This window comes from Trinickia sp. Z7, from assembly GCF_056498045.1.
This window is the reverse complement of record NZ_JAUEQW010000001.1, coordinates 859766-878844: the sequence shown is the minus strand read 5'-3', so window position 1 is coordinate 878844 and position 19079 is coordinate 859766. Positions and strand designations below refer to the sequence as shown.

Here is a 19079-nt window from a genome sequence, read left to right as displayed (position 1 = left end):
GGGCGTGACGGCGCTAGCGGGGCCGGCGAGGTTCGACGCGAGGCTGGGCGGGCCGGGGGGGCGGCATGAAGAAGTTGCGCATCCAGGCTGCCATGCGCGTGAAGATATCGTACGGCTCTTCGACGAAAATCTCGGGCTTGAGCAAACGCATGTACTCCATGATTTGCTGCGCTTCCTGCTTTTGGAACGAGCCGTGCGCAAGGCCGAGCTTGAGCAGGCCGCGCAGTTCGCCGAGCTTTTCGCGCGCCGTGCTGCCGATGCTCGTCTCGCAGGCAATTTTCGCTTCGTACACCCGCTGACGAAGGGATTCGGCCAGCCGCCAAGCCGGCGTCTGCATCTTCTCTTCGAGCGATTGAATGTCGCGCGCTGTCGACTTGATCTGTGCGGCGAGCGGATCGACCAATTCGGGTTCGCCGCCGGCTTCCTTGACGATGGCCGACGCCCAGTCTCGCGCCGCTTTGGCGAGCTCCTCCGGGGTCCATTCGGAGCGCACGGCGAAGCTGAAGCCGAACTCCTCGGCTTGGCGCATGAGGATGGCGACCACGTCCGGAAATTCCTTTTCGAGCGTGCGCTTGGCCCACGCGTACTGGCCTCCCTGCAACATCCGCTGCACCGCGTGCTCGGTCAACGGCACCATGTTGTCGAGCAGCTTGGCACGCAGGAAATCTTCGAACGAGGGCGTCGCGAACTGGGGATCGAGCTTGAGCGACACGCGCACGAAGGCCTCGAAGTCCTTGTGCAGCGAAGAGATCGTCTCGTCTCGAAGAGAAAGGGTGATTTGACCCATGGCTTGTCCTGATCGCTCGTCCGGCCGGCCGCACGCTGCAGCAGCATCCGCGCGAGCCGCCTGCCCGCCCGGCCGGTTCGACGTGCGAGTGGGTGGCCCGGCGCGAAATCGGCTTTACGGTTTTCGCATGCGTGATTTGGACCGCTACCGACGACGGGCGCCGGCGCGCCCCCGCGCCGCGCGGCCAAAAAACGCGCTTCGACTGAATAACGGCGAACGGACGCGGAACTTTAGGGGTGTCGGGAGCAAGTCGTCAGACGATTGGGCAATTAGCGAACGATCAAGCCCTGCCACAAGAAGAAGACCGCCAAGCCGGCGGCGATCGTCAGAAGCGGCCGGCGCGTCAGCGCAGACACGACGCAGGCGGCCAACGCCCCGATGAGCTGAGGGTTGCGCCAGGTGAGCTCGAGCGCACCGCCGTGGGGCGTGACCGCCATCGGCACGATGATGGCCGTGAGCACGGTCACGGGCACGAAGGCGAGCGCCGTGCGCACGATCGGCGCAAAGGCCAAGCGCTCGCCGAGCATGAAGACCGTCGAGCGGATGAGGAACGTGACGACGGCCATGCCGAAGATCAGCAGAACATAGTTCATCGTGCGACCTCCGCACCGCGATCGGCGGCGCGTACGGCCGTCTTTCGCTCGACGGTATCGGCAGGTGCCGCACTGTGGGTTCGCTGCGCTCGCGCGCCGTTGTTGGTCCGTTCGCTTTCGTTGGCTCCCTGCGACTCGCCGCCGCGCGTTGACCAAGGCCGCGACAGCATCACGCCGACGGCGACGCCGGCCGCCACGGCCGCCAGCAAGCCGAGCTTGTACGGCAAGCCGGCGCAGGCCAGCGCGACGATGCCCGCGGTAGCGGCCGACGCGAGGTAGCGCAGCGATACGAGCTGCGGCACCACGATCGCGATGAAGGTGGCTACCATCGCAAAATCGAGCCCGAGCGACTGCAGTCGCGGAAAGGCCGCGCCGAACAGCAGGCCGGCCAAGGTCCAGATCTGCCAGTTCACGTACATGGCGACGCCGGAACCCAAGAAATAGTGGGGACCGATTTTCCCCGGCGGCGCGTGGCGGTAGTGCGCATAGGCCACGGCGAACACCTCGTCGGTCAGCAGCGCGGCGAGCGCGAGCCGCCAGCGCAGGGGCAAGCGGGCGACGTAGGGCGCCAACGTCGCGCTGTAGAGGACATGGCGCACGTTGACGATCAGCGTCGTCGCCCAGATCACCGCAAAGCCGGCATGCGAGGCGATCAGGCCGAGGGCGATGAACTGCGACGAGCCGGCGAAGACGGCGAGCGACATCAATTGCCCATGCCACGGGTGCAGCGGCCCGGCCGTGACCAGCGTGCCGAAGATCACGCCGAAGGGCGCCGCGCCCACCATCATGGGGATCGTGTCGCGGGCGCCGTCGATGAATTCGTTTGAAGGGGTGCGCGGTTTCAAAGGGAAGTCCTCCAGCTAGGCGCAGGATAGCGGCCGTGCGATGCACGGCGCTTGTACGTTCTTGCTTTGCCTTGCGCGCAGCGGCGACGGGAGCGGTGGAGCCGTTCTCGGGATGCCCTGGCCCAAACGCTGCTCGGCCGGGACGGATGAACGGCGCTCGTGCATGCTACGGGCGGAGGTTTCATGCACGGTTCGTCTCGACGCGTGCGTCCTCGCTGCACCAAGCGCCGTGCGCCGCTCAGCGTGCGCCGCGCTCCCCGCTTTGCCAGCGGCCCGGCGGTACGCCGAACATGCGCCGGAAGTGGCGCGTGAAATGGCTTTGATCGGTGAAGCCGCAGGCCGCGGCGACATCGGCGACCGGCGTGCCTTCGCGCAGGCGGCCCAGCGCGCGCTGCAGCCGCAATTGATTGCGCCACGCGTGGGGCGGCATGCGCGTCGCCTGCGTGAATAGGCGCGCGGCGTGGAACGCCGATAGGCCGACCTGCGCGGCAAGTTCGGTCAGACTCAGCGGTTCGATCAAATCGGCCGCGAGGCGCGCTTTCATCAATGCGACGCGCGGCGGATCGGCGCTGGGGCGGTATGCATCCGGATGGCTGAGCGCGTGCCGCGTAATCAGCGTCGAGAAGGCATCGATGAGCGCCATTTCGGCTGCGAGCGGGTCGCCGCCAGGGCCGCGTGCATCCGCGCCGTCGCCCGGGGATCCATCGACATGCCCTTCGAGCAGCCGGTGAGCGCGGGCGATGCGAACGGCGAGATCGGGATCGCGGATGACATCGACCGGAAACCATGGCATTGGCTGCGGCGCCGAGGCGATCTCGCCGGCCAGCTGCTGCATGAAATCGACGGGGACGTAGAAGACTCGATAGCGCCAGCCTGCTTCCATCGCGCGCGAGCCCGTGTGGACCTCGCCCGGATTGATCACGGGGACGGTTCCCGCTTCGGCCACGTGCCGAGCGCCTTGGTAAGCGTACATCTCCGCGCCCGCTTCGATCACCGGCACCGCATAGGCTTCGTGCCAATGGGGCGAGAACTCGTGTTCGCGGTACTCGGCCGTGAGCATGTCGGCGCCCGGCAGCAACGGCGAGCGCCAGTAACGCGCGCAATCGCGAAAGCGGGGTGGGTCGAGGGGCGGCATCGACATCATAGCCAACGGTGCGCCGGCGCGTCAGCGCAGCGGGATCGGGGCGCCTTCCGGCAGAGCAACGGCGCTGACGCTATTTTTGGCGCTGCCTGAGACGACGCGATCGCTGTAGGTCAGATAGACGAGCGCGTTGCGTTTTTGGTCGACGATGCGCACCACGTGCAGCGTTTTGAAGATCAACGACATACGCTCGGTGAAGACATCGGCCTGGCGCTTCAGCGGTTCGGCGAACTTGATCGGGCCGACTTGGCGGCAGGCGATCGATGCTTCGGTCGGGTCTTCGGCAAGGCCGAGCGTGCCCTTGATCCCGCCGGTGCGGGCGCGCGAGACGTAGCAGGTCACGCCGGCCACCGCCGGATCGTCATAGGCCTCGACGACCACGCGATCGGAACCCGTGACGTGGAAATTCGTGTTGACACTGGCGATCTCCTGCGCACGGGCGGGCGCAGGAGCGCAGGCAAGCGCGGCGCAGGCCAGCGCGACGATCGGCAACGGCGAAGGGGCGAAGCGGCTCATGGCGAAGTGGTGATCATGCGGCGATGGGTCACGCGAAGGGGTAAAGCGACACGGTATCACAAGGTTCCGCACGAACGGCCGAGCCGGAATCGATGATCGGACGTGTCCCCGAATCTCGCGCTGAAGCGGGTGACTGGCCGCGACGAAAGGGAAAAATTCCAAAGGCAAACGCAAAAAGGGCCCGTCGACGACGCGACGGGCCCTTTTGCATGAAGCTCTTGGCTCCCCGACCTGGGCTCGAACCAGGGACCTACGGATTAACAGTCCGGCGCTCTACCGACTGAGCTATCGGGGAACAACGTGCTACGGTGAAAATCGCTACTGCGTAAAAAAGCCCGTTATGACGAACGGGCTTTTCCATTCATTCTTTGGCTCCCCGACCTGGGCTCGAACCAGGGACCTACGGATTAACAGTCCGGCGCTCTACCGACTGAGCTATCGGGGAACAACAACAGCAGAGAAGCGAGATTCTATGGGCCGGCTCCAGACCTGTCAATACCCTAAGGCGTGTTGGCGACGCCCCCGGACGCAGGCGGCCCGCCGTTCGTGCTCGGCCCGCCGGGCGTGGACGGCACCTCTAGCTTACCGTTCGAGGTATTGGATCTTGTCTTGGATGTCTTTGAATTCGTCGGCTTCGGGTAGCGGCGCCTTCGTTTTGGTGATGCTCGGCCAGCTTTTTGCCAATTCGGCATTGAGCGCCGTGAACTGTTGCTGATCGCCGGGCACGTCTTCCTCGGCGTAGATGGCGTTCACCGGGCATTCGGCCACGCAGACGGCGCAGTCGATGCATTCATCGGGGTCGATCGCGAGGAAGTTGGGACCTTCGCGAAAGCAGTCCACCGGGCAGACGTCGACGCAGTCGGTATAGCGGCATTTGATGCAGCTTTCGGTCACAACGTGAGTCATTCAAACTCCTGCAGGGATATCGGGCGAAAACGCCTAATTGGCAAAGCATGTATTGTAACTGAACGTCCTGGCCCCGATGCGCCGAGGGTCTTGGCGTCGTTTAGATCGATTGGTGATTAGTTTATGGAAACCCGCGCGCCGCCGCGCCCGCGCGCGCCTCCTGGCGCGGCCGTTGCGGTAACATGCGGCGATCCGTCATCCTTGAAGGCGGCGCGAGCATGTCCCCCCGCTCGCGCGTCTCGATCGACATCATGATCATCACTTCGCTGCTCGACACCGATCTCTACAAGTTCACGATGATGCAGGTCGTGCTGCATCAGTTTCCCGCCGCCAACGTCGAATACCGCTTTCGCTGCCGCACGCCGAACGTGAACCTCGCACCTTACGTCGAGGAGATTCGCGACGAAGTGCGCCAGTTGTGCGAGCTGCGCTTCACGGACGACGAACTCGACTATCTGCGGCGCATGCGTTTCATCAAGAGCGATTTCGTCGATTTTCTCGCTCTGTTTCACTTGAACGAGAAGTACATCTCGATCGAGGCCTCGGCGAAGGGCAACGGCGAAATCGAGATTTCGATCGTGGGGCCGTGGCTGCATACGATTCTGTTCGAAATTCCGGTGCTCGCGATCGTCAACGAAGTGTATTTTCGCAATACCCAGCGCGAGCCCGACTACGCGAGCGGGCGCGAGCGGCTCGGCGAGAAGATTCAGTTGCTCGGTGCGCGGCCCGAGTTCGCCGATTGCAAGATCGCCGATTACGGCACCCGCCGGCGCTTCTCGAAACGCTGGCACGAGGAAGTGATTCTCACGCTGATGTCGGGCATCGGCGAACAATTCGCGGGCACGAGCAACGTCTTCTATGCGCAAAAGCATGGTTTGACGCCGCTCGGCACGATGGCGCACGAATACCTGCAGGCTTGCCAGGCGCTCGGTCCTCGTTTGCGCGATTCGCAGACGTACGGCTTCGAGGTCTGGGCCAAGGAATACCGCGGCGACTTGGGCATCGCGCTCTCCGATGTCTACGGCATGAAGGCGTTTCTGAACGACTTCGACATGTATTTCTGCAAGCTGTTCGACGGCGCGCGCCACGACTCGGGCGATCCTTTCGACTGGGGAGAGCAGCTGCTTCGCCACTACGAGGAAAACCGCTGCGACCCGCGCACGAAAGTGCTCGTTTTTTCCGACGCGCTCGATATCCCGAAGGTGCTGCAGCTCTACGAGCGCTTCCGCAGCCGTTGCAAGCTGGCGTTCGGAGTGGGCACCAACCTCACCAACGACCTCGGCTATAGCCCGCTGCAGATCGTCATCAAAATGGTCCGCTGCAACGGGCAGCCCGTCGCCAAGCTGTCCGATTCGCCTGGCAAGAACATGTGCGACGACAAGGCTTATCTCGCTTATCTGCGGCAAGTCTTCGGCATTCAAACCCCTGCTGAGAACGGCGCCGACTGAGCGGTTCCTTCGGCCGAACGGCCGATGTATCCCGAAAAAGAACGTCCGTATAATCGGTGATTCACTCGCATTCTTGATGGGGGCGCAATGGATACATCGGCGGCGCGACGCAATATCTTGGCGCGCATTCGCGCGGCGTCCGGGCGGCCGGCCGAGCCGCAGCCAGGCGAGCGCGAGGCGGTCGCCGATTATCTCGAGCGTCGCCCGCCGGGGCCGCGCCCGGCCATGCCCACCGACCTCGAAGGTCTCACGGCGCGCTTCATCGACGAAGCGCGGCTCATGGCCAGCACGGTCGAACAGGTCGAATCGCTGGATCACGTCCCGGCGGCCGCGGCGCGCTATCTCGCTCAATTGGGCGTGGCGCCGAGCGCCGTCGCTTGGGCGGCGCTCGGCGCGTTGCCGTGGGCGCAGGCGGGGCTCGCGGTCGAGTTCCGCAAGCCGGAGAGCAGCGATCTCGTCGGTATCACCGGGTGCTTTTGCGCCACCGCCGAAACGGGCTCGCTCGTGCTGCTGTCGGGGCCTGACACGGAAGCGTCGATGGCGTTGCTGCCGGAGACCCACATCGCCGTCGTACCCGCCTCGCGCATCGTGGCGGGTCACGAGGAGGCGTTCGCGCTAATGCGCACCGAGCGCGGCGAGCTGCCGCGCGCGGTCAACTTCGTGTCGGGGCCTTCGCGCACCGGCGACATCGAGCAAACCATCGTGCTCGGCGCCCATGGCCCGTATCGTGTCCATGTGATCGTCGTGCGCGGCGCTTGAGCCGCGCTCGAGTCGCGGCTCGGGTTGCAAGCCGGGCATCTTCGCTAGCACAAAAAAGAGGAAGTTAATGATTGAACGACGTGCCGCCCGCGCTCGACGGGCGGCGAGCGCTTTTGCATCTTCTGTCTTCGCCTTCACGATAGCGATCTGGTCCGCCGGCGCATCGGCCGCCACGATAGCCATGCCGGATGGCGCGGCGCTCGGGGCGCAGTGGATCGTCCCGTTCGCCGGCATCTTGTTGTCGATCGCGCTGTTTCCATTGATCGCGCCGGGCTTCTGGCATCGTCATTTCGGCAAGGTGGCCGGCGCTTGGGCGATCGCCTTCCTTGCGCCGTTCGCCTATCTATTCGGGCCGGGTGCGGCAGCACACGCTTTTTCGCATGCGATCGTCGCCGAATACATTCCCTTCATCGTGTTGCTGGCGGCGTTGTACACGATAGCGGGCGGCATTTGCGTGCGCGGCAACCTGCATGGCTCGCCGCGCGTCAATACGGCGCTGCTTGCCCTCGGCACGGTGCTGGCGAGCGTCATGGGCACGACGGGCGCGGCGATGTTGCTGATCCGGCCGCTCTTGCGCGCGAACGACAATCGCAAGCATGTCGTCCACGTATTCGTGTTCTTCATCTTTTTGGTGGCGAATGTGGGCGGTTCGCTCTCGCCGCTGGGCGATCCGCCGCTGTTCCTCGGGTTTCTGAACGGTGTGAGCTTCTTTTGGACGACGCGCCATCTCGCGCTGCCGATGCTGTTCGTCTGCACGCTGTTACTCGTCCTCTTTTATGCACTCGACACCCACTTCTACCGGCGCGGCGACGAAGAGCGCGCGCAGGCGCTCGACCCGTCGCCCGATTCGATCGGCATCGCGATCGAAGGAAAGCGCAACTTCGTGCTGCTTGCGCTCGTGATCGCACTGGTGCTCATGAGCGGGCTTTGGAAGCCCGGCATCGTCTTCGACGTGCTCGGCACGCATCTGGAATTGCAAAACCTCGTGCGCGATGCGGCGCTCGTCGTATTGGCGCTCGTTTCTTTGGCCATCACGCCGCGCACCGCACGCACGGGCAACGCGTTCACTTGGGCGCCGATCGAGGAGGTCGCGAAGCTGTTCGCGGCTATCTTCGTCACGATCGCCCCGGTGGTCATGATGCTGCGCGCGGGCGAGCGCGGCGCCTTCGCCGCCGTGCTGCATTGGGTCACCGATGCGCACGGCCAGCCCATCGACGCCATGTATTTTTGGGCAACGGGTATGCTGTCTTCGTTTCTCGACAATGCACCCACGTACCTCGTATTTTTCAATCTCATGGGCGGCGACGCGCACGCGCTGATGAGCACGGGCGCGACGACACTCGCGGCCATTTCGGCCGGCGCCGTCTTCATGGGCGCCAACAGCTATATCGGCAACGCGCCGAACTTCATGGTGAAAGCGATCGCCGAGTCGCGCGGGGTGCGTATGCCCAGTTTTTTCGGCTACCTCGGGTGGGCCGGCGCCGTGTTGATTCCGGTGTTTGCGCTCACCACGTGGCTGTTCTTTTGATTGCGGGAGACATTTCATGCAGAAAATCCTCGTCGCGCGTCCGATCTTTCCCGATGTCGTCGAGCGTCTCGAGCAGTACTTCGACGTCGATTGGAATGACGGGCCCGCGCTGCCGCCGGAGGAACTCGCGCGCAGGCTGGCCGACAAAGACGGCGCGCTTACGGCCGGCGATCCGATCGGCGCATCGATCGTCGCGGCCGCTCCGCGGTTGCGCGCGGTCGCGAATATGGCAGTCGGCTACAACAATTTCGATATCGAAGCGTTCAACGCCGCGGGCGTGATCGCGACGAATACGCCCGACGTGCTCAACGAGGCGACGGCCGATTTCGGGTGGGCGCTGCTGATGGCGGCGGCCCGGCGCGTGACGGAGAGCGAGCACTGGCTGCGTGCGGGCAAGTGGGGCGCGTGGCGTTACGACGGCTTTCTCGGCGCCGACGTGTGCGGCTCCACGCTGGGCATCATCGGCATGGGGCGCATAGGCCAGGCGCTGGCGCGCCGCGCGCGCGGGTTCGCCATGCGCGTCGTCTATCACAACCGCTCGCGCGTTGCGCCGCAGATCGAGGCCGAACTGGGGGCGCAGTATCTGTCCAAGGAGGACTTGCTGCGGCAGGCCGATCACGTCGTGCTCGTGGTGCCGTACAGCGCTCAGAGCCATCATACGATCGGCGCGGCGGAACTCTCGCTGATGAAGCGAACGGCCACGCTGACGAATATCGCGCGCGGTGGCGTCGTCGACGACGCGGCGCTGGCCGATGCGCTGCACGAGCGGCGCATCGCGGCGGCGGGACTGGACGTCTTCGAGGGCGAACCGAAGGTGCATCCGCGGCTTTTGTCGGCGCCGAGCGTCGTGCTCACGCCGCACATTGCGAGCGCGACCGAATCCACGAGGCGGGCGATGGCCAACCTCGCGGCCGACAACCTCATTGCAGCGCTCGGCGAAGGGCCCAGCGCCGGCCGGCCGAGCAATCCGATCAACCCTGAAGTACTGGCACGCACGCGTTCATGACCACCATTCTCATTGCGGCGCTCGCGCTGGCGGTCGTCGTGTTGGCCTTCGCACTGGCGCTGGCCGTTAGAAGCGCGACCCGTGCGAACGATCGCGCCGCGCTCGGCGAATTGGGCGAGTGCATCGAGACGGCCGCGCAGGCGCAGGCTCGTGCGTACGAGCGGCTCGAGCGCGAGTTGCGCGGCGAGATCGCGGAAACTTCGCGTCTATCGCGCGCCGAACTCGGCGGTGGCTTCGCTCAGTTTCAGCAAACCCTTGCCGCGCAATTGACCAGCGTAGCCACCGTGCAAAACCAGCAGATCGACGGCTTCGCCATGCGCCTTGCGCAGTTGACGGAGACGAACGCGACACAACTCGACGCCATGCGCGAGAGCTTGCAGCGGCACGCGCACGAATCGCGCGACGAGCAATCCGCCGCGCTCAAGCGCTTCGGCGACACCCTCGCGCAGCAACTCGCCCAACTGGTGGAGGCGAACGATCGCCGTTTCGGCGAAGTGCGCGCGACGATCGAGGCGCGGCTCAAGGATATCGAAGCGAACAACGCGACGAAGCTCGAAGAAATGCGGCGAACCGTCGATGAAAAGCTGCACGCCACGCTGGAGCAGCGGCTCGGAGAATCCTTCAAGCTCGTCTCGGATCGGCTCGAGCAAGTGCATCGCGGGCTGGGCGAGATGCAGACGCTGGCGGCCGGCGTCGGCGATCTAAAAAAGGTGCTGACGAACGTCAAAACGCGCGGCACTTGGGGCGAAGTCCAACTGGAAGCACTGCTCGAGCAGATGCTGACGCCCGATCAATATGCGAAGAACGTCGCGACCGTGCCTAAGAGCGGCGAGCGCGTGGAGTTCGCGATCAAGCTGCCGGGCCGCTTCGACGGCGGCGGCGGGCAGGGCGTGGCGACTCCGGTTTGGCTGCCGATCGATGCGAAATTTCCGCGCGAGGATTACGAGCGCCTCATCGATGCGCAGGAACGGGCCGATCCGGTTGCCGTCGAAGAAGCCTCGCGGGCACTGGAAACACGCGTGCGGGGCGAGGCGCGCACCATCGCGGAAAAATACGTGGCGCCGCCGCACACCACGGATTTCGCATTGCTGTTCTTGCCGACCGAAGGGTTGTACGCGGAAATTCTGCGCCGTCCGGGGCTAACCGATCAGTTGCAGCGCGACTATCGCGTGACGATTGCCGGCCCCACGACGCTGACGGCGCTCCTGAACAGCCTGCAAATGGGCTTTCGCACGCTCGCGATCGAAAAGCGCTCTAGCGAGGTGTGGCAGGTTCTGGGCGCTGTCAAGACCGAGTTCGGCAAGTTCGGCGATGTCTTGGCGAAGACGAAATCGCAGCTTGAAACGGTCACGCGCTCGATCGAAGCGGCCGAGCGCCGCACGCGCGTGATGAGCACCAAGTTGCGCGAGGTCGAGGCGCTGCCAGGCGACCAGACGGAAGGCATGCTCGGCGATCCTTACGGGGCCTTGCAGGAGCCCGACGTCTGAGTCGTTTCATCGGTGATGGAGTCGGTGATGCATGCAAGTGCGGCGGCCTGCGTATCGTGCAAGGCCGCGCACGCACACCACACCTCAGGCGGCGCCGGCGAGCGCCGCCAATGCCTCGTCGGTCACGCGCACGATGCGCCAATCGGGCAAGACGGTCGCGCCCATCTTCGTATAGAAATCGATGGCGCTTTGATTCCAATCGAGAACCGACCATTCGAAGCGCCCGCATTGCCGTTCGACGGCGATCGCTGCAACCCGGCGCAGCAACGCGGTGCCGAGCCCGCTGCCGCGCAGGCTGGGCTGAACGTACAGATCTTCGAGATAGAGGCCGCGGCGGCTGAGGAACGTCGAGAAATTGTTAAAGTAGAGCGCGTAACCCACGATACGGCCTTCGCGCTCGGCCACGAGCGCTTCGGCTGCTGGTCGCGCGGAAAACAACGCTTCGTGTAGCGAATCTTCCGTCGCGACGAACAAATGGGTGAGCTTCTCGTATTCGGCCAGCTCGCGCATCAGACCGAGCATTGCGCGGACATCGTCCGGTGCGGCATCGCGAATGAGATCGGCCATCACGCTTCCTCCGGCGCGTCCGACAAGACGATTTCGATGCCGCCGAAACGCCCGGCCACCCAGTTGTAGGCGTGACAAGCAATCCAGAGCAATACGAAGCCGAGAATGGCGTTCAACAGTAGCGCGCTGAAAATTGTGCTGAGTTCAACCGAACCGTGGCGGATGAACGCCACGAGTATCCCGAGCAATACGATCGGCATACTGAAGGTCAAATAGACGAGGATGAGCGCCTTCGCGGTTTGCCCCGGCGCGATCGACAAAATTTGTTTTTTCATTGGGAGGCCTCGTTAAGAGACGTTGTGCGGTCCGGAAAATCGATGCCGTACGACGAACGCAAGTCAAATGAGCCCATCGAAGGGCATGATTTCAACAGGGGCGCCTACGGCGATGTCGCCCTGCTCATGAGCGAGGACGATGAAGCAATTCGCTTCGCTCATCGAACTCAGTACGCCCGACCCTTGTGAGCGCGTGGGTGTCACGCGCCACTTTCCGGCGGCGTCGCGCGTCGCAATGCCGCGCAGGTATTCGGTCCGGCCGGGGCGCTTGCGTATCGGCACGCCGCTTTCGGCTGCGAATCGCAGCGGCGGCGCCGTGTCCGCCCCCGACATGGAACTTAGCGCTTCGCGCACGAGTTGGTAGAACGTGACCATCACGGCAACGGGGTTGCCGGGCAGGCCAAAAAACAGCGCGCTGCGTGCGGTGTCGCCGCGCTCGCCAGGCCATACGCGACCGAACGCCAGCGGACGCCCTGGGCGCATCGCCAGTTGCCAGAATGCGACGTCCCCGAACGTTTGCGTCATGCGCGCCGTGAAATCGGCGTCACCGACGGATACGCCTCCCGATGTCAGCACCACATCGGCACTCTCCGCCGCTGCGCGCAACGCCGTTTCGAGCGCTTGGGGCTCGTCGCGCACGACACCGAGATCGATCGCTTCTACGCCCATGCGCGTGAGCATGGCGTGAAGCGTGTAGCGGTTGCTGTCATAGACGCACCCGCTTTCGAGCGGCTCTCCGACCGAGCGCAATTCGTCGCCCGTGGAGAAGAACGCGACGCGCAAGCGCCGGCGCACGCAAACTTCGGCGACACCGAGCGACGCCAACAGCCCGAGATCGGCCGCGCGCAGGACGCGCCCCGCTGCGAGCGCCGCTTGTCCGCGGGCCAAATCTTCTCCGGCGCGGCGGCAGTTCGCGCCGCGCTCGATGCGATCGACGTCGAACGTGATGTTCGCGCCGCTGCGAGCGACGAACTCTTGCGCCACGACCGTATCGCAGCCGGCCGGCATCGGCGCGCCCGTCATGATCCGCACGCATTCGCCTGCCGGGCAGACGCGGTCGAACGGATGGCCCGCGCGGGCTTCGCCGGCTACGGCAAGCGTGCGCGACACAGGCGTGGGCTGCGCCGGCGAGGCCACCGATAGCGTTGCGCCGTCGAATGCGTAGCCGTCCATCGCTGCATTGTCATGGGCGGGCACGTCGATCGGCGATTCGACATCTTCGGCCAGCACGCGGCCGAGCGCCGTGCGCAGTGCGACACGTTCGATCGTGGTCACCGGGGCAATTGCACGGCGGATGAGGGCGCGGGCGGTCTCGACGGGAAGCGGCTTCGAGGCGGAAAGTTCGTTGGAGGTGGTCATCGGAGATGGGGCGCGGCCCAGCGCGCCGGTAAGCCTTGCGAGCATAGCAACGCACGCAGGCAATGCGGACGCTTCGGATCGGGACGGGTCTATGGTTCGCGCCTAGGCGCCGAATGTCCGTGCGAGATCGGTGAGCTCGTGCAAGAAGTTGGCATTGTAAAACGCGTGCTCGTCTTCAAAGGCGACTTCGACGTGCTTGTGGCGTGCGTACCACGCGCGGACCTTTCGTTCGCCCGCATCGAGAAAGGCGGCTAAATCGTCGGCGAGCGTGGCGCGTAGGACCGCGACCACGGGATGCACGCTTGTTTTGCCTTGCGCGTCGATGGTGGCTGCGACGGCGACATCGGCCTGGGCGTCGTCGAGCGCGGAGACGAGCCGCGCCGCCAAGTCGTGCGGCAAGCGGGGCGTATCGCACGGAACACAAAGCAATAGCTCGGTCGTCGTTTCGCGCAACCCGGCCAGCATGCCTGCCAGCGGGCCGGGAAAGTCGCTCGATGCATCCTGGACGACGCCAGCGCCGAAGCGCTCGGCGAGCAGACGGTATCGATCGATGTTTCGATTCGCGCTGAACAGCAACGGGCCGACTTGCCCAGCGATGCACTTGACGGCATGAAACGCCAACGGTTCGCCGCCGAGCAGTTGCAACCCTTTGTCGAGCCCGCCCATCCGCGTACCCTGGCCGCCGGCGAGCACGAGGCCGGTGAGGCGCGAGCGTAGATCGGAATTCATCGCGGGGTGCTCGCGGCTAACCGCCGATGTAAGACATTTCGACGCGTGCATTGCCGTTGCGCGCGGCGTCGGCATCGGCGGTGACGCTGCCGCGCAACTGCGAGTAGCGGTCCCCGCGCGCTTGCCACATGCGTGCAATAGCCGTAGCGATGTCGGCGTCGCTGGCCCCGCCGCGCACGAGCGCACGCAGGTCGTAACCGGTCGTCGCGAACAGGCATAGGTAAACCTTGCCCTCGGTGGACAAGCGCGCACGCGTGCATGTGCCGCAAAACGCGCGCGTGACGCTGGAAATCACGCCGATTTCGCCCCCGCCGTCGGCATACCCCCAGCGCTGCGCCGTTTCGGACGCGGTGTGCGCTTCGAGTGGAACGAGCGGAAAGTGTTCGGCGATGCGTGCAACGACTTCGGCGGAAGGCAGGACCTCGGCCATGTTCCAGCCGTTCGAGGCGCCGACATCCATATATTCGATGAACCGCAAGACGGCACCCGACCCTTTGAAATGGCGCGCCATCGGCACGATCTCGCGGTCGTTCGTTCCGCGCTTGACGACCATATTGACTTTGATGGGCGCAAGGCCTGCGGCTTGGGCCGCCTCGATGCCGTCGAGCACGGCGCCGGGGGCGAAATCGGCGTCGTTCATGCGTTTGAAGAGGGCCTCATCGAGGGCATCGAGGCTCACCGTGACGCGGGTCAAGCCCGCATCCTTCAAGCTGCGGGCCTTACGGGTGAGCAGTGAGCCGTTCGTGGTCAGGGTGAGGTCGAGCGGGCGCCCGTCGGTCGTGGTCAAGGCGGCGAGCCGTTCGATGAGCCGCTCGATGTCCTTGCGCAGCAGCGGCTCGCCGCCCGTCAGACGAATCTTGTCGACGCCGTGCGCGACGAACACCCGCGCGAGCCGTTCGATCTCCTCGAACGTGAGAAGCGCACTATGCGGCAAAAACGGGTAGTCCTTGCCGAACACCGTGCGCGGCATGCAATAGACGCAGCGGAAGTTGCACCGGTCCGTGACCGAGATGCGCAGATCGCGTAACGGCCGCGCGAGCGTATCGGTGAGCGTGCCCCGTGCTGCGACCGGCGCTCCCGTGATATCGGGCGCTCCGCTGAGATTGGCGACGGGAATGATGCGTCGGGACATGATGAAGCAAGAAACAGGCAGAAACCCATTCTAACGGAACGCTGGGCATCGTGACGGCATCGCCTGCGCGGATGGTGTGGATAACGCCTGAAACTCTGACGCACGTCAAAAACGGAGGGGAAATGCGCATGAAAAAGCCCGCCCCGGAAGGCGGGCTGTTCGCCGACAACGGGCGCCGAGGCGCCCGTTGTCGGGGTTGTGCTCGATCAAGCGTCTTTGCGCGTTTCGACTTGCTGCATCGGCGTGGAATCGACGGGCGGCAAAGGCTTGCGTTGGCGGGGCGTGCGCACGGGTGCCGGCGCTTGCGCTGCGGCTTCATGCGCGGCTCGCAGTTTGTCCGCGTCGGTGTTGACCCAGACGAGGCCGGCCGATTCGAGCATCGGCTGCAATTGCCCGATCGACAGGCCGTTGCCGTGCACGTTCGCCGGAGTGGCCGTGACCTCCAAAGCCGCGGGCCGCTGCGTAATTTCCGTCGCGGCACTGGCCGCCTCGACGGGAGCCGGCATGGCGCCCGCGGCCGCTCCGGCGGCAACTTGCGGCGCGCGTTCTACGGCCACCGCGGGCTCGATAGCCTCGGCTGCCTCGGGAGCCGTTTGAATCGCATGCGCGACGGTCGACTCGGGCTCAGCCGCCACCGGAGCGGGCGCTGCCGGTGCGGCCGGCACGGCTGCCGGTCGTTCGATCGGCGCGGCGATCGTTTCGCCCGGGGCCGACGCGAGTTGCGCGGGCGCGGTCGCCGGTGCTTCAGTTTCGGGCGCCGGCGTTTCGCTCACGGGTGCTTCGTGCAACGGCGCTTCTTGCACCGGTGCTTCTTGCAACGGCACGGCGGCCGGCGTGTGCATCGGCACCGGCGTCGCGACGACATCTTCGTCTCGGGCTTGCGCAAGCGGCGCTCGAGCGACTTCGGCGGTGTGCTCGGGCGGCTGCGAAACCGCCGGGGCGGCTTGCGGCTGCACCGCGGCAGCGGCGCCTTCGGCTTCGGCTACGTCTGCGGCAAGCGTCGCGTTCACGCCATCCTCTTCGCGCTCGCGACGACCACCGCGACGGCCGCGGCGGCGGCGGCGGCGCTCTTCACCGTCACGAGCGACCGCTTCCTGCTCGGGGGCCGGCACGCCGGCTGCCACCGCGTCTTCCGCCGCCTGCGTCTCGGCGCGGGCCGTGACTTCGGCTGCGATTTCAGGTTGCTGTTTGCGCCGTTCGCCGCGCTCGGGGCGTTCGCCCCGCTCTTGGCGCTCACCTCGTTCCGCACGCTCGCCGCGTTCGGCGCGGTCCGGGCGCTCGGTACGTTCGCGTCGTTCACCGCGCGTCGAAGCTTCGACAGATTCCGCGCGCTCTTGGCGTTCGCCGCGTCCTTCCCGGCCTTCGCGTGTTTCCCGGCCCTCACGCCCCTCGCGCTGCTCGCGCTGCTCGCGCGCTGGGCGTTGCGTTTGCTGTTGGCCGCTGGCACGTCCGCCGACAGCCGCTTCGACGCGACCCGCGCCGTCGCGGGCCGCCCCGTCGCGGCCGGCGCCTGCGCCACGGCGATTGCGGTTGCGCTCGCCACCGCGCTCATTGCTGCGTTCGCCGCGTTCGGCACGCGCCGTGCGCGCGGGTTGGATCGGCGCCGGCGCCGGCGCGGGCGCTGCACTCTCGCCGCCGAACAGGCTCTTGAGCCAGCCGAAGAAGCCACCGCTGCGCGGCGTTGCGACGGCCACGGCCGGCGCGGCTTGCTCTTGCGGCCGTACCGGCGCGCTCGGCGCGGGCCGCTCGGGCGTGATGCCCTTGACGGCCGCTTCCTGCTTGGGCTTCACGTCTTCGGCACGCTTGCTGTATGCGGTTTCCGATTCCAGTTCGCGTGCGGCTTCCTCGGCCATCTTCCATGAAGCGCGCGGCTCGTCCAGGCGCGAATCGTCATGGCGCAGACGCTCGAGCTTGTAGTGCGGCGTATCGAGATGCTTATTCGGAATGAGCACGACGCCCACCTTGAAGCGCGACTCGATCTTGTTGATTTCCTGGCGTTTTTCGTTGAGCAGAAAGGCGGTCACTTCGACCGGCACCTGGCAGTGGATCGCCGCGGTGTTTTCCTTCATCGCTTCTTCTTGAATGATCCGCAACACTTGCAGCGCGGACGATTCGGTGTCGCGGATATGGCCCGTGCCGTTGCAACGCGGACACGTGACATGGCTGCCTTCGGACAGGGCGGGGCGCAGACGCTGGCGCGACAGCTCCATCAAGCCGAAGCGGGAAATCTTGCCCATTTGCACGCGCGCGCGGTCGTGTTTGAGCGCGTCCTTCAGGCGCTGCTCCACCTCGCGCTGGCTCTTGGCCGATTCCATATCGATGAAATCGATCACGATCAGCCCGCCGAGGTCGCGCAGTCGCAACTGGCGCGCTACCTCGTCGGCCGCTTCGAGATTGGTGCGCGTGGCCGTTTCCTCGATGTCGGCGCCCTTGGTGGCGCGCGCCGAGTTCACGTCGATGGCGACGAGCGCTTCGGTGTGGTCGATGACGATCGCGCCGCCGGAGGGCAGGGGCACCGTGCGTGAATACGCGGTCTCGATTTGGTGCTCGATCTGAAAGCGCGAGAACAGCGGTACGTCGTCGTGGTAGCGCTTCACCTTGCCGACGTTGTCGGGCATCACGATATCCATGAAGGCCCGGGCCTGGTCATGGATTTCGGTGGTATCGATCAGGATTTCGCCGATATCGGGCTGGAAGTAGTCGCGAATCGCGCGAATCACGAGGCTCGATTCGAGATAGATCAGCATCGGCTGACCGGGCTGGCCGCTTTGCGAGGCCGCTTCGATCGCACGCCACAACTGCATGAGGTAGTTCAAATCCCACTGCAGCTCTTCGGCGCTGCGGCCGATGCCGGCCGTGCGCGCGATGATGCTCATGCCGTCGGGCAGTTGCAACTGCGCCATCGTTTCGCGCAGTTCTTGGCGATCGTCGCCCTCGATGCGCCGCGAGACGCCGCCGCCGCGCGGGTTGTTCGGCATCAGAACGAGATAGCGGCCCGCGAGCGAGATGAAGGTCGTGAGCGCCGCGCCCTTGTTGCCGCGCTCTTCCTTTTCGACCTGAACGATGAGTTCCTGGCCTTCGCGCAGCGCGTCCTGAATGCGCGCGGAGCGCATGTCGACGCCGTCCTTGAAATACTGGCGGGCGACTTCCTTGAACGGCAGAAAGCCGTGGCGATCTTCCCCGTAGTTAACGAAACAGGCTTCGAGCGAAGGCTCGATGCGCGTCACGATCCCCTTGTAGATATTGCCTTTGCGTTGTTCGCGCCCGGCGGTTTCGATGTCGATGTCGATGAGTTTTTGCCCATCGACGATGGCGACGCGCAGTTCTTCCTGCTGCGTCGCGTTGAACAGCATTCGTTTCATTGAACGGCTCCAGAGCGGCGTCGCTGCGCGCTCGTCGGGCGTGTAGGCCGAACGAGCGACGCAATGAAGCGCGCCGCGTCCTTATTGTGTTTTTAACAGCACGCTGGAGCGGGAACGATGGCGGGGAGAATTGCCTGGAAGGGCTCGGGATGGCCGAACGGGGCCGCGAGCCGCATGGGCGCATGCGAACACGGCTTCAAATAACGGCGTTGCACAGGGCGCGCACCGAGCGCTCGGGTGGCCGCGCCGCCCCCGGCGCATCGTTCGATGCCGGTGCGGGACCGCGGAAGCCGCGCCGCGTGTGGCGGCGCGAAGCCCGATGCATGCTCGACCGCCGCGCGGCGTGTCTCGCCAATGTTTGACGTCGCCGAAAGTTCCGCTTTACGCGGAATGCATGAGGCGCTCGCCGTAGGTTTCGCAATCGGGAGCCCGGTTTCGCTCGACATCGCGCGATACCACCGAGGCTCACCTGATGAATTCTTTTTTACCAAAATTCCGTTACCGTCGGCATGGACCGGACCGAACGCGCCTGTGGGCGACGTCCCTGCCGCAATGAATGCCGTGCGTGCAACTCGTTGCTACTTAAATTAGGGCGAGCAACCAGCCCTTGGGTACGCCAAGCAAGTAAAATAACAGGTT

Annotated in this window: 17 protein-coding genes and 2 tRNA genes; 5 read left to right on the top strand and 14 right to left on the bottom strand. The window is 65.2% G+C overall.

Annotated features, from left to right (window positions below):
* Positions 1–13 precede the first annotated feature (13 nt).
* From QQS38_RS03895 to fdxA, 8 genes are all read right to left on the bottom strand, one after another.
* Positions 14–787, bottom strand: coding sequence for a DUF4088 domain-containing protein (locus tag QQS38_RS03895; RefSeq protein WP_479644025.1), 774 nt, complete (start codon positions 785–787; stop codon positions 14–16).
* Between the two features lie 269 nt (positions 788–1056).
* A complete protein-coding gene (locus tag QQS38_RS03890; RefSeq protein ID WP_479644024.1) occupies positions 1057–1380 on the bottom strand; it encodes an AzlD domain-containing protein in 324 nt (107 codons plus the stop codon).
* Positions 1377–2168 (bottom strand): AzlC family ABC transporter permease, encoded by a 792-nt coding sequence (locus QQS38_RS03885; protein WP_479644103.1) that lies wholly within the window; start codon positions 2166–2168, stop codon positions 1377–1379. Before QQS38_RS03885 ends, QQS38_RS03890 begins: the two co-directional genes overlap by 4 nt.
* A gap of 295 nt (positions 2169–2463) precedes the next feature.
* Entirely contained in the window at positions 2464–3360 is an 897-nt protein-coding gene (locus tag QQS38_RS03880; RefSeq protein ID WP_479644023.1) for a helix-turn-helix transcriptional regulator, read from the bottom strand.
* A 30-nt stretch (positions 3361–3390) separates the two neighbouring features.
* Complete coding sequence (locus QQS38_RS03875; protein WP_479644022.1) at positions 3391–3882, bottom strand: CreA family protein; 492 nt, start codon at positions 3880–3882, stop codon at positions 3391–3393.
* 219 nt (positions 3883–4101) lie between these two features.
* Positions 4102–4177 (bottom strand) — tRNA-Asn (locus tag QQS38_RS03870).
* A gap of 74 nt (positions 4178–4251) precedes the next feature.
* Positions 4252–4327 (bottom strand) — tRNA-Asn (locus QQS38_RS03865).
* Positions 4328–4464: 137 nt separating this feature from the next.
* Positions 4465–4788 carry a ferredoxin FdxA gene (gene fdxA, locus QQS38_RS03860; RefSeq protein WP_479644021.1) on the bottom strand — a complete coding sequence of 108 codons (324 nt, stop codon included), beginning with the start codon at positions 4786–4788 and terminating at the stop codon, positions 4465–4467.
* Between the two features lie 251 nt (positions 4789–5039).
* Between fdxA and pncB the strand changes: the two genes are divergently transcribed.
* The 5 genes from pncB to QQS38_RS03835 all read left to right on the top strand — a co-directional run bounded on the left by pncB (position 5040) and on the right by QQS38_RS03835 (position 11016).
* Positions 5040–6236, top strand: a complete 1197-nt coding sequence (gene pncB / locus QQS38_RS03855) for a nicotinate phosphoribosyltransferase (protein WP_479644102.1) — start codon at positions 5040–5042, stop codon at positions 6234–6236.
* A gap of 87 nt (positions 6237–6323) precedes the next feature.
* Positions 6324–6995 (top strand): LutC/YkgG family protein, encoded by a 672-nt coding sequence (locus QQS38_RS03850; protein ID WP_479644020.1) that lies wholly within the window; start codon positions 6324–6326, stop codon positions 6993–6995.
* 70 nt (positions 6996–7065) lie between these two features.
* Positions 7066–8523: a sodium:proton antiporter gene (locus tag QQS38_RS03845; protein WP_479644101.1), complete on the top strand. Its 1458-nt coding sequence runs from the start codon at positions 7066–7068 to the stop codon at positions 8521–8523.
* Between the two features lie 16 nt (positions 8524–8539).
* Complete coding sequence (locus QQS38_RS03840) at positions 8540–9529, top strand: 2-hydroxyacid dehydrogenase (protein ID WP_479644019.1); 990 nt, start codon at positions 8540–8542, stop codon at positions 9527–9529.
* A complete protein-coding gene (locus QQS38_RS03835) occupies positions 9526–11016 on the top strand; it encodes a DNA recombination protein RmuC (RefSeq protein ID WP_479644018.1) in 1491 nt (496 codons plus the stop codon). The genes QQS38_RS03840 and QQS38_RS03835 overlap by 4 nt, the downstream gene beginning before the upstream one ends.
* A gap of 84 nt (positions 11017–11100) precedes the next feature.
* On the opposite strand, the gene QQS38_RS03830 is transcribed toward QQS38_RS03835, so the two are convergent.
* The 6 genes from QQS38_RS03830 to QQS38_RS03805 all read right to left on the bottom strand — a co-directional run bounded on the left by QQS38_RS03830 (position 11101) and on the right by QQS38_RS03805 (position 18440).
* Positions 11101–11583, bottom strand: coding sequence for an N-acetyltransferase family protein (locus QQS38_RS03830; protein WP_479644017.1), 483 nt, complete (start codon positions 11581–11583; stop codon positions 11101–11103).
* Positions 11583–11858, bottom strand: a complete 276-nt coding sequence (locus QQS38_RS03825) for a hypothetical protein (protein ID WP_479644016.1) — start codon at positions 11856–11858, stop codon at positions 11583–11585. Before QQS38_RS03825 ends, QQS38_RS03830 begins: the two co-directional genes overlap by 1 nt.
* Positions 11859–11921: 63 nt before the next feature.
* Positions 11922–13217, bottom strand: coding sequence for a molybdopterin molybdotransferase MoeA (moeA, locus tag QQS38_RS03820; protein ID WP_479644015.1), 1296 nt, complete (start codon positions 13215–13217; stop codon positions 11922–11924).
* Between the two features lie 102 nt (positions 13218–13319).
* Positions 13320–13946 carry a molybdenum cofactor guanylyltransferase MobA gene (mobA, locus tag QQS38_RS03815; RefSeq protein WP_479644014.1) on the bottom strand — a complete coding sequence of 209 codons (627 nt, stop codon included), beginning with the start codon at positions 13944–13946 and terminating at the stop codon, positions 13320–13322.
* Between the two features lie 16 nt (positions 13947–13962).
* Positions 13963–15078: a GTP 3',8-cyclase MoaA gene (gene moaA / locus QQS38_RS03810; RefSeq protein ID WP_479644013.1), complete on the bottom strand. Its 1116-nt coding sequence runs from the start codon at positions 15076–15078 to the stop codon at positions 13963–13965.
* A gap of 206 nt (positions 15079–15284) precedes the next feature.
* Positions 15285–18440: an Rne/Rng family ribonuclease gene (locus tag QQS38_RS03805; protein WP_479644012.1), complete on the bottom strand. Its 3156-nt coding sequence runs from the start codon at positions 18438–18440 to the stop codon at positions 15285–15287.
* Between the last annotated feature and the right edge of the window lie 639 nt (positions 18441–19079).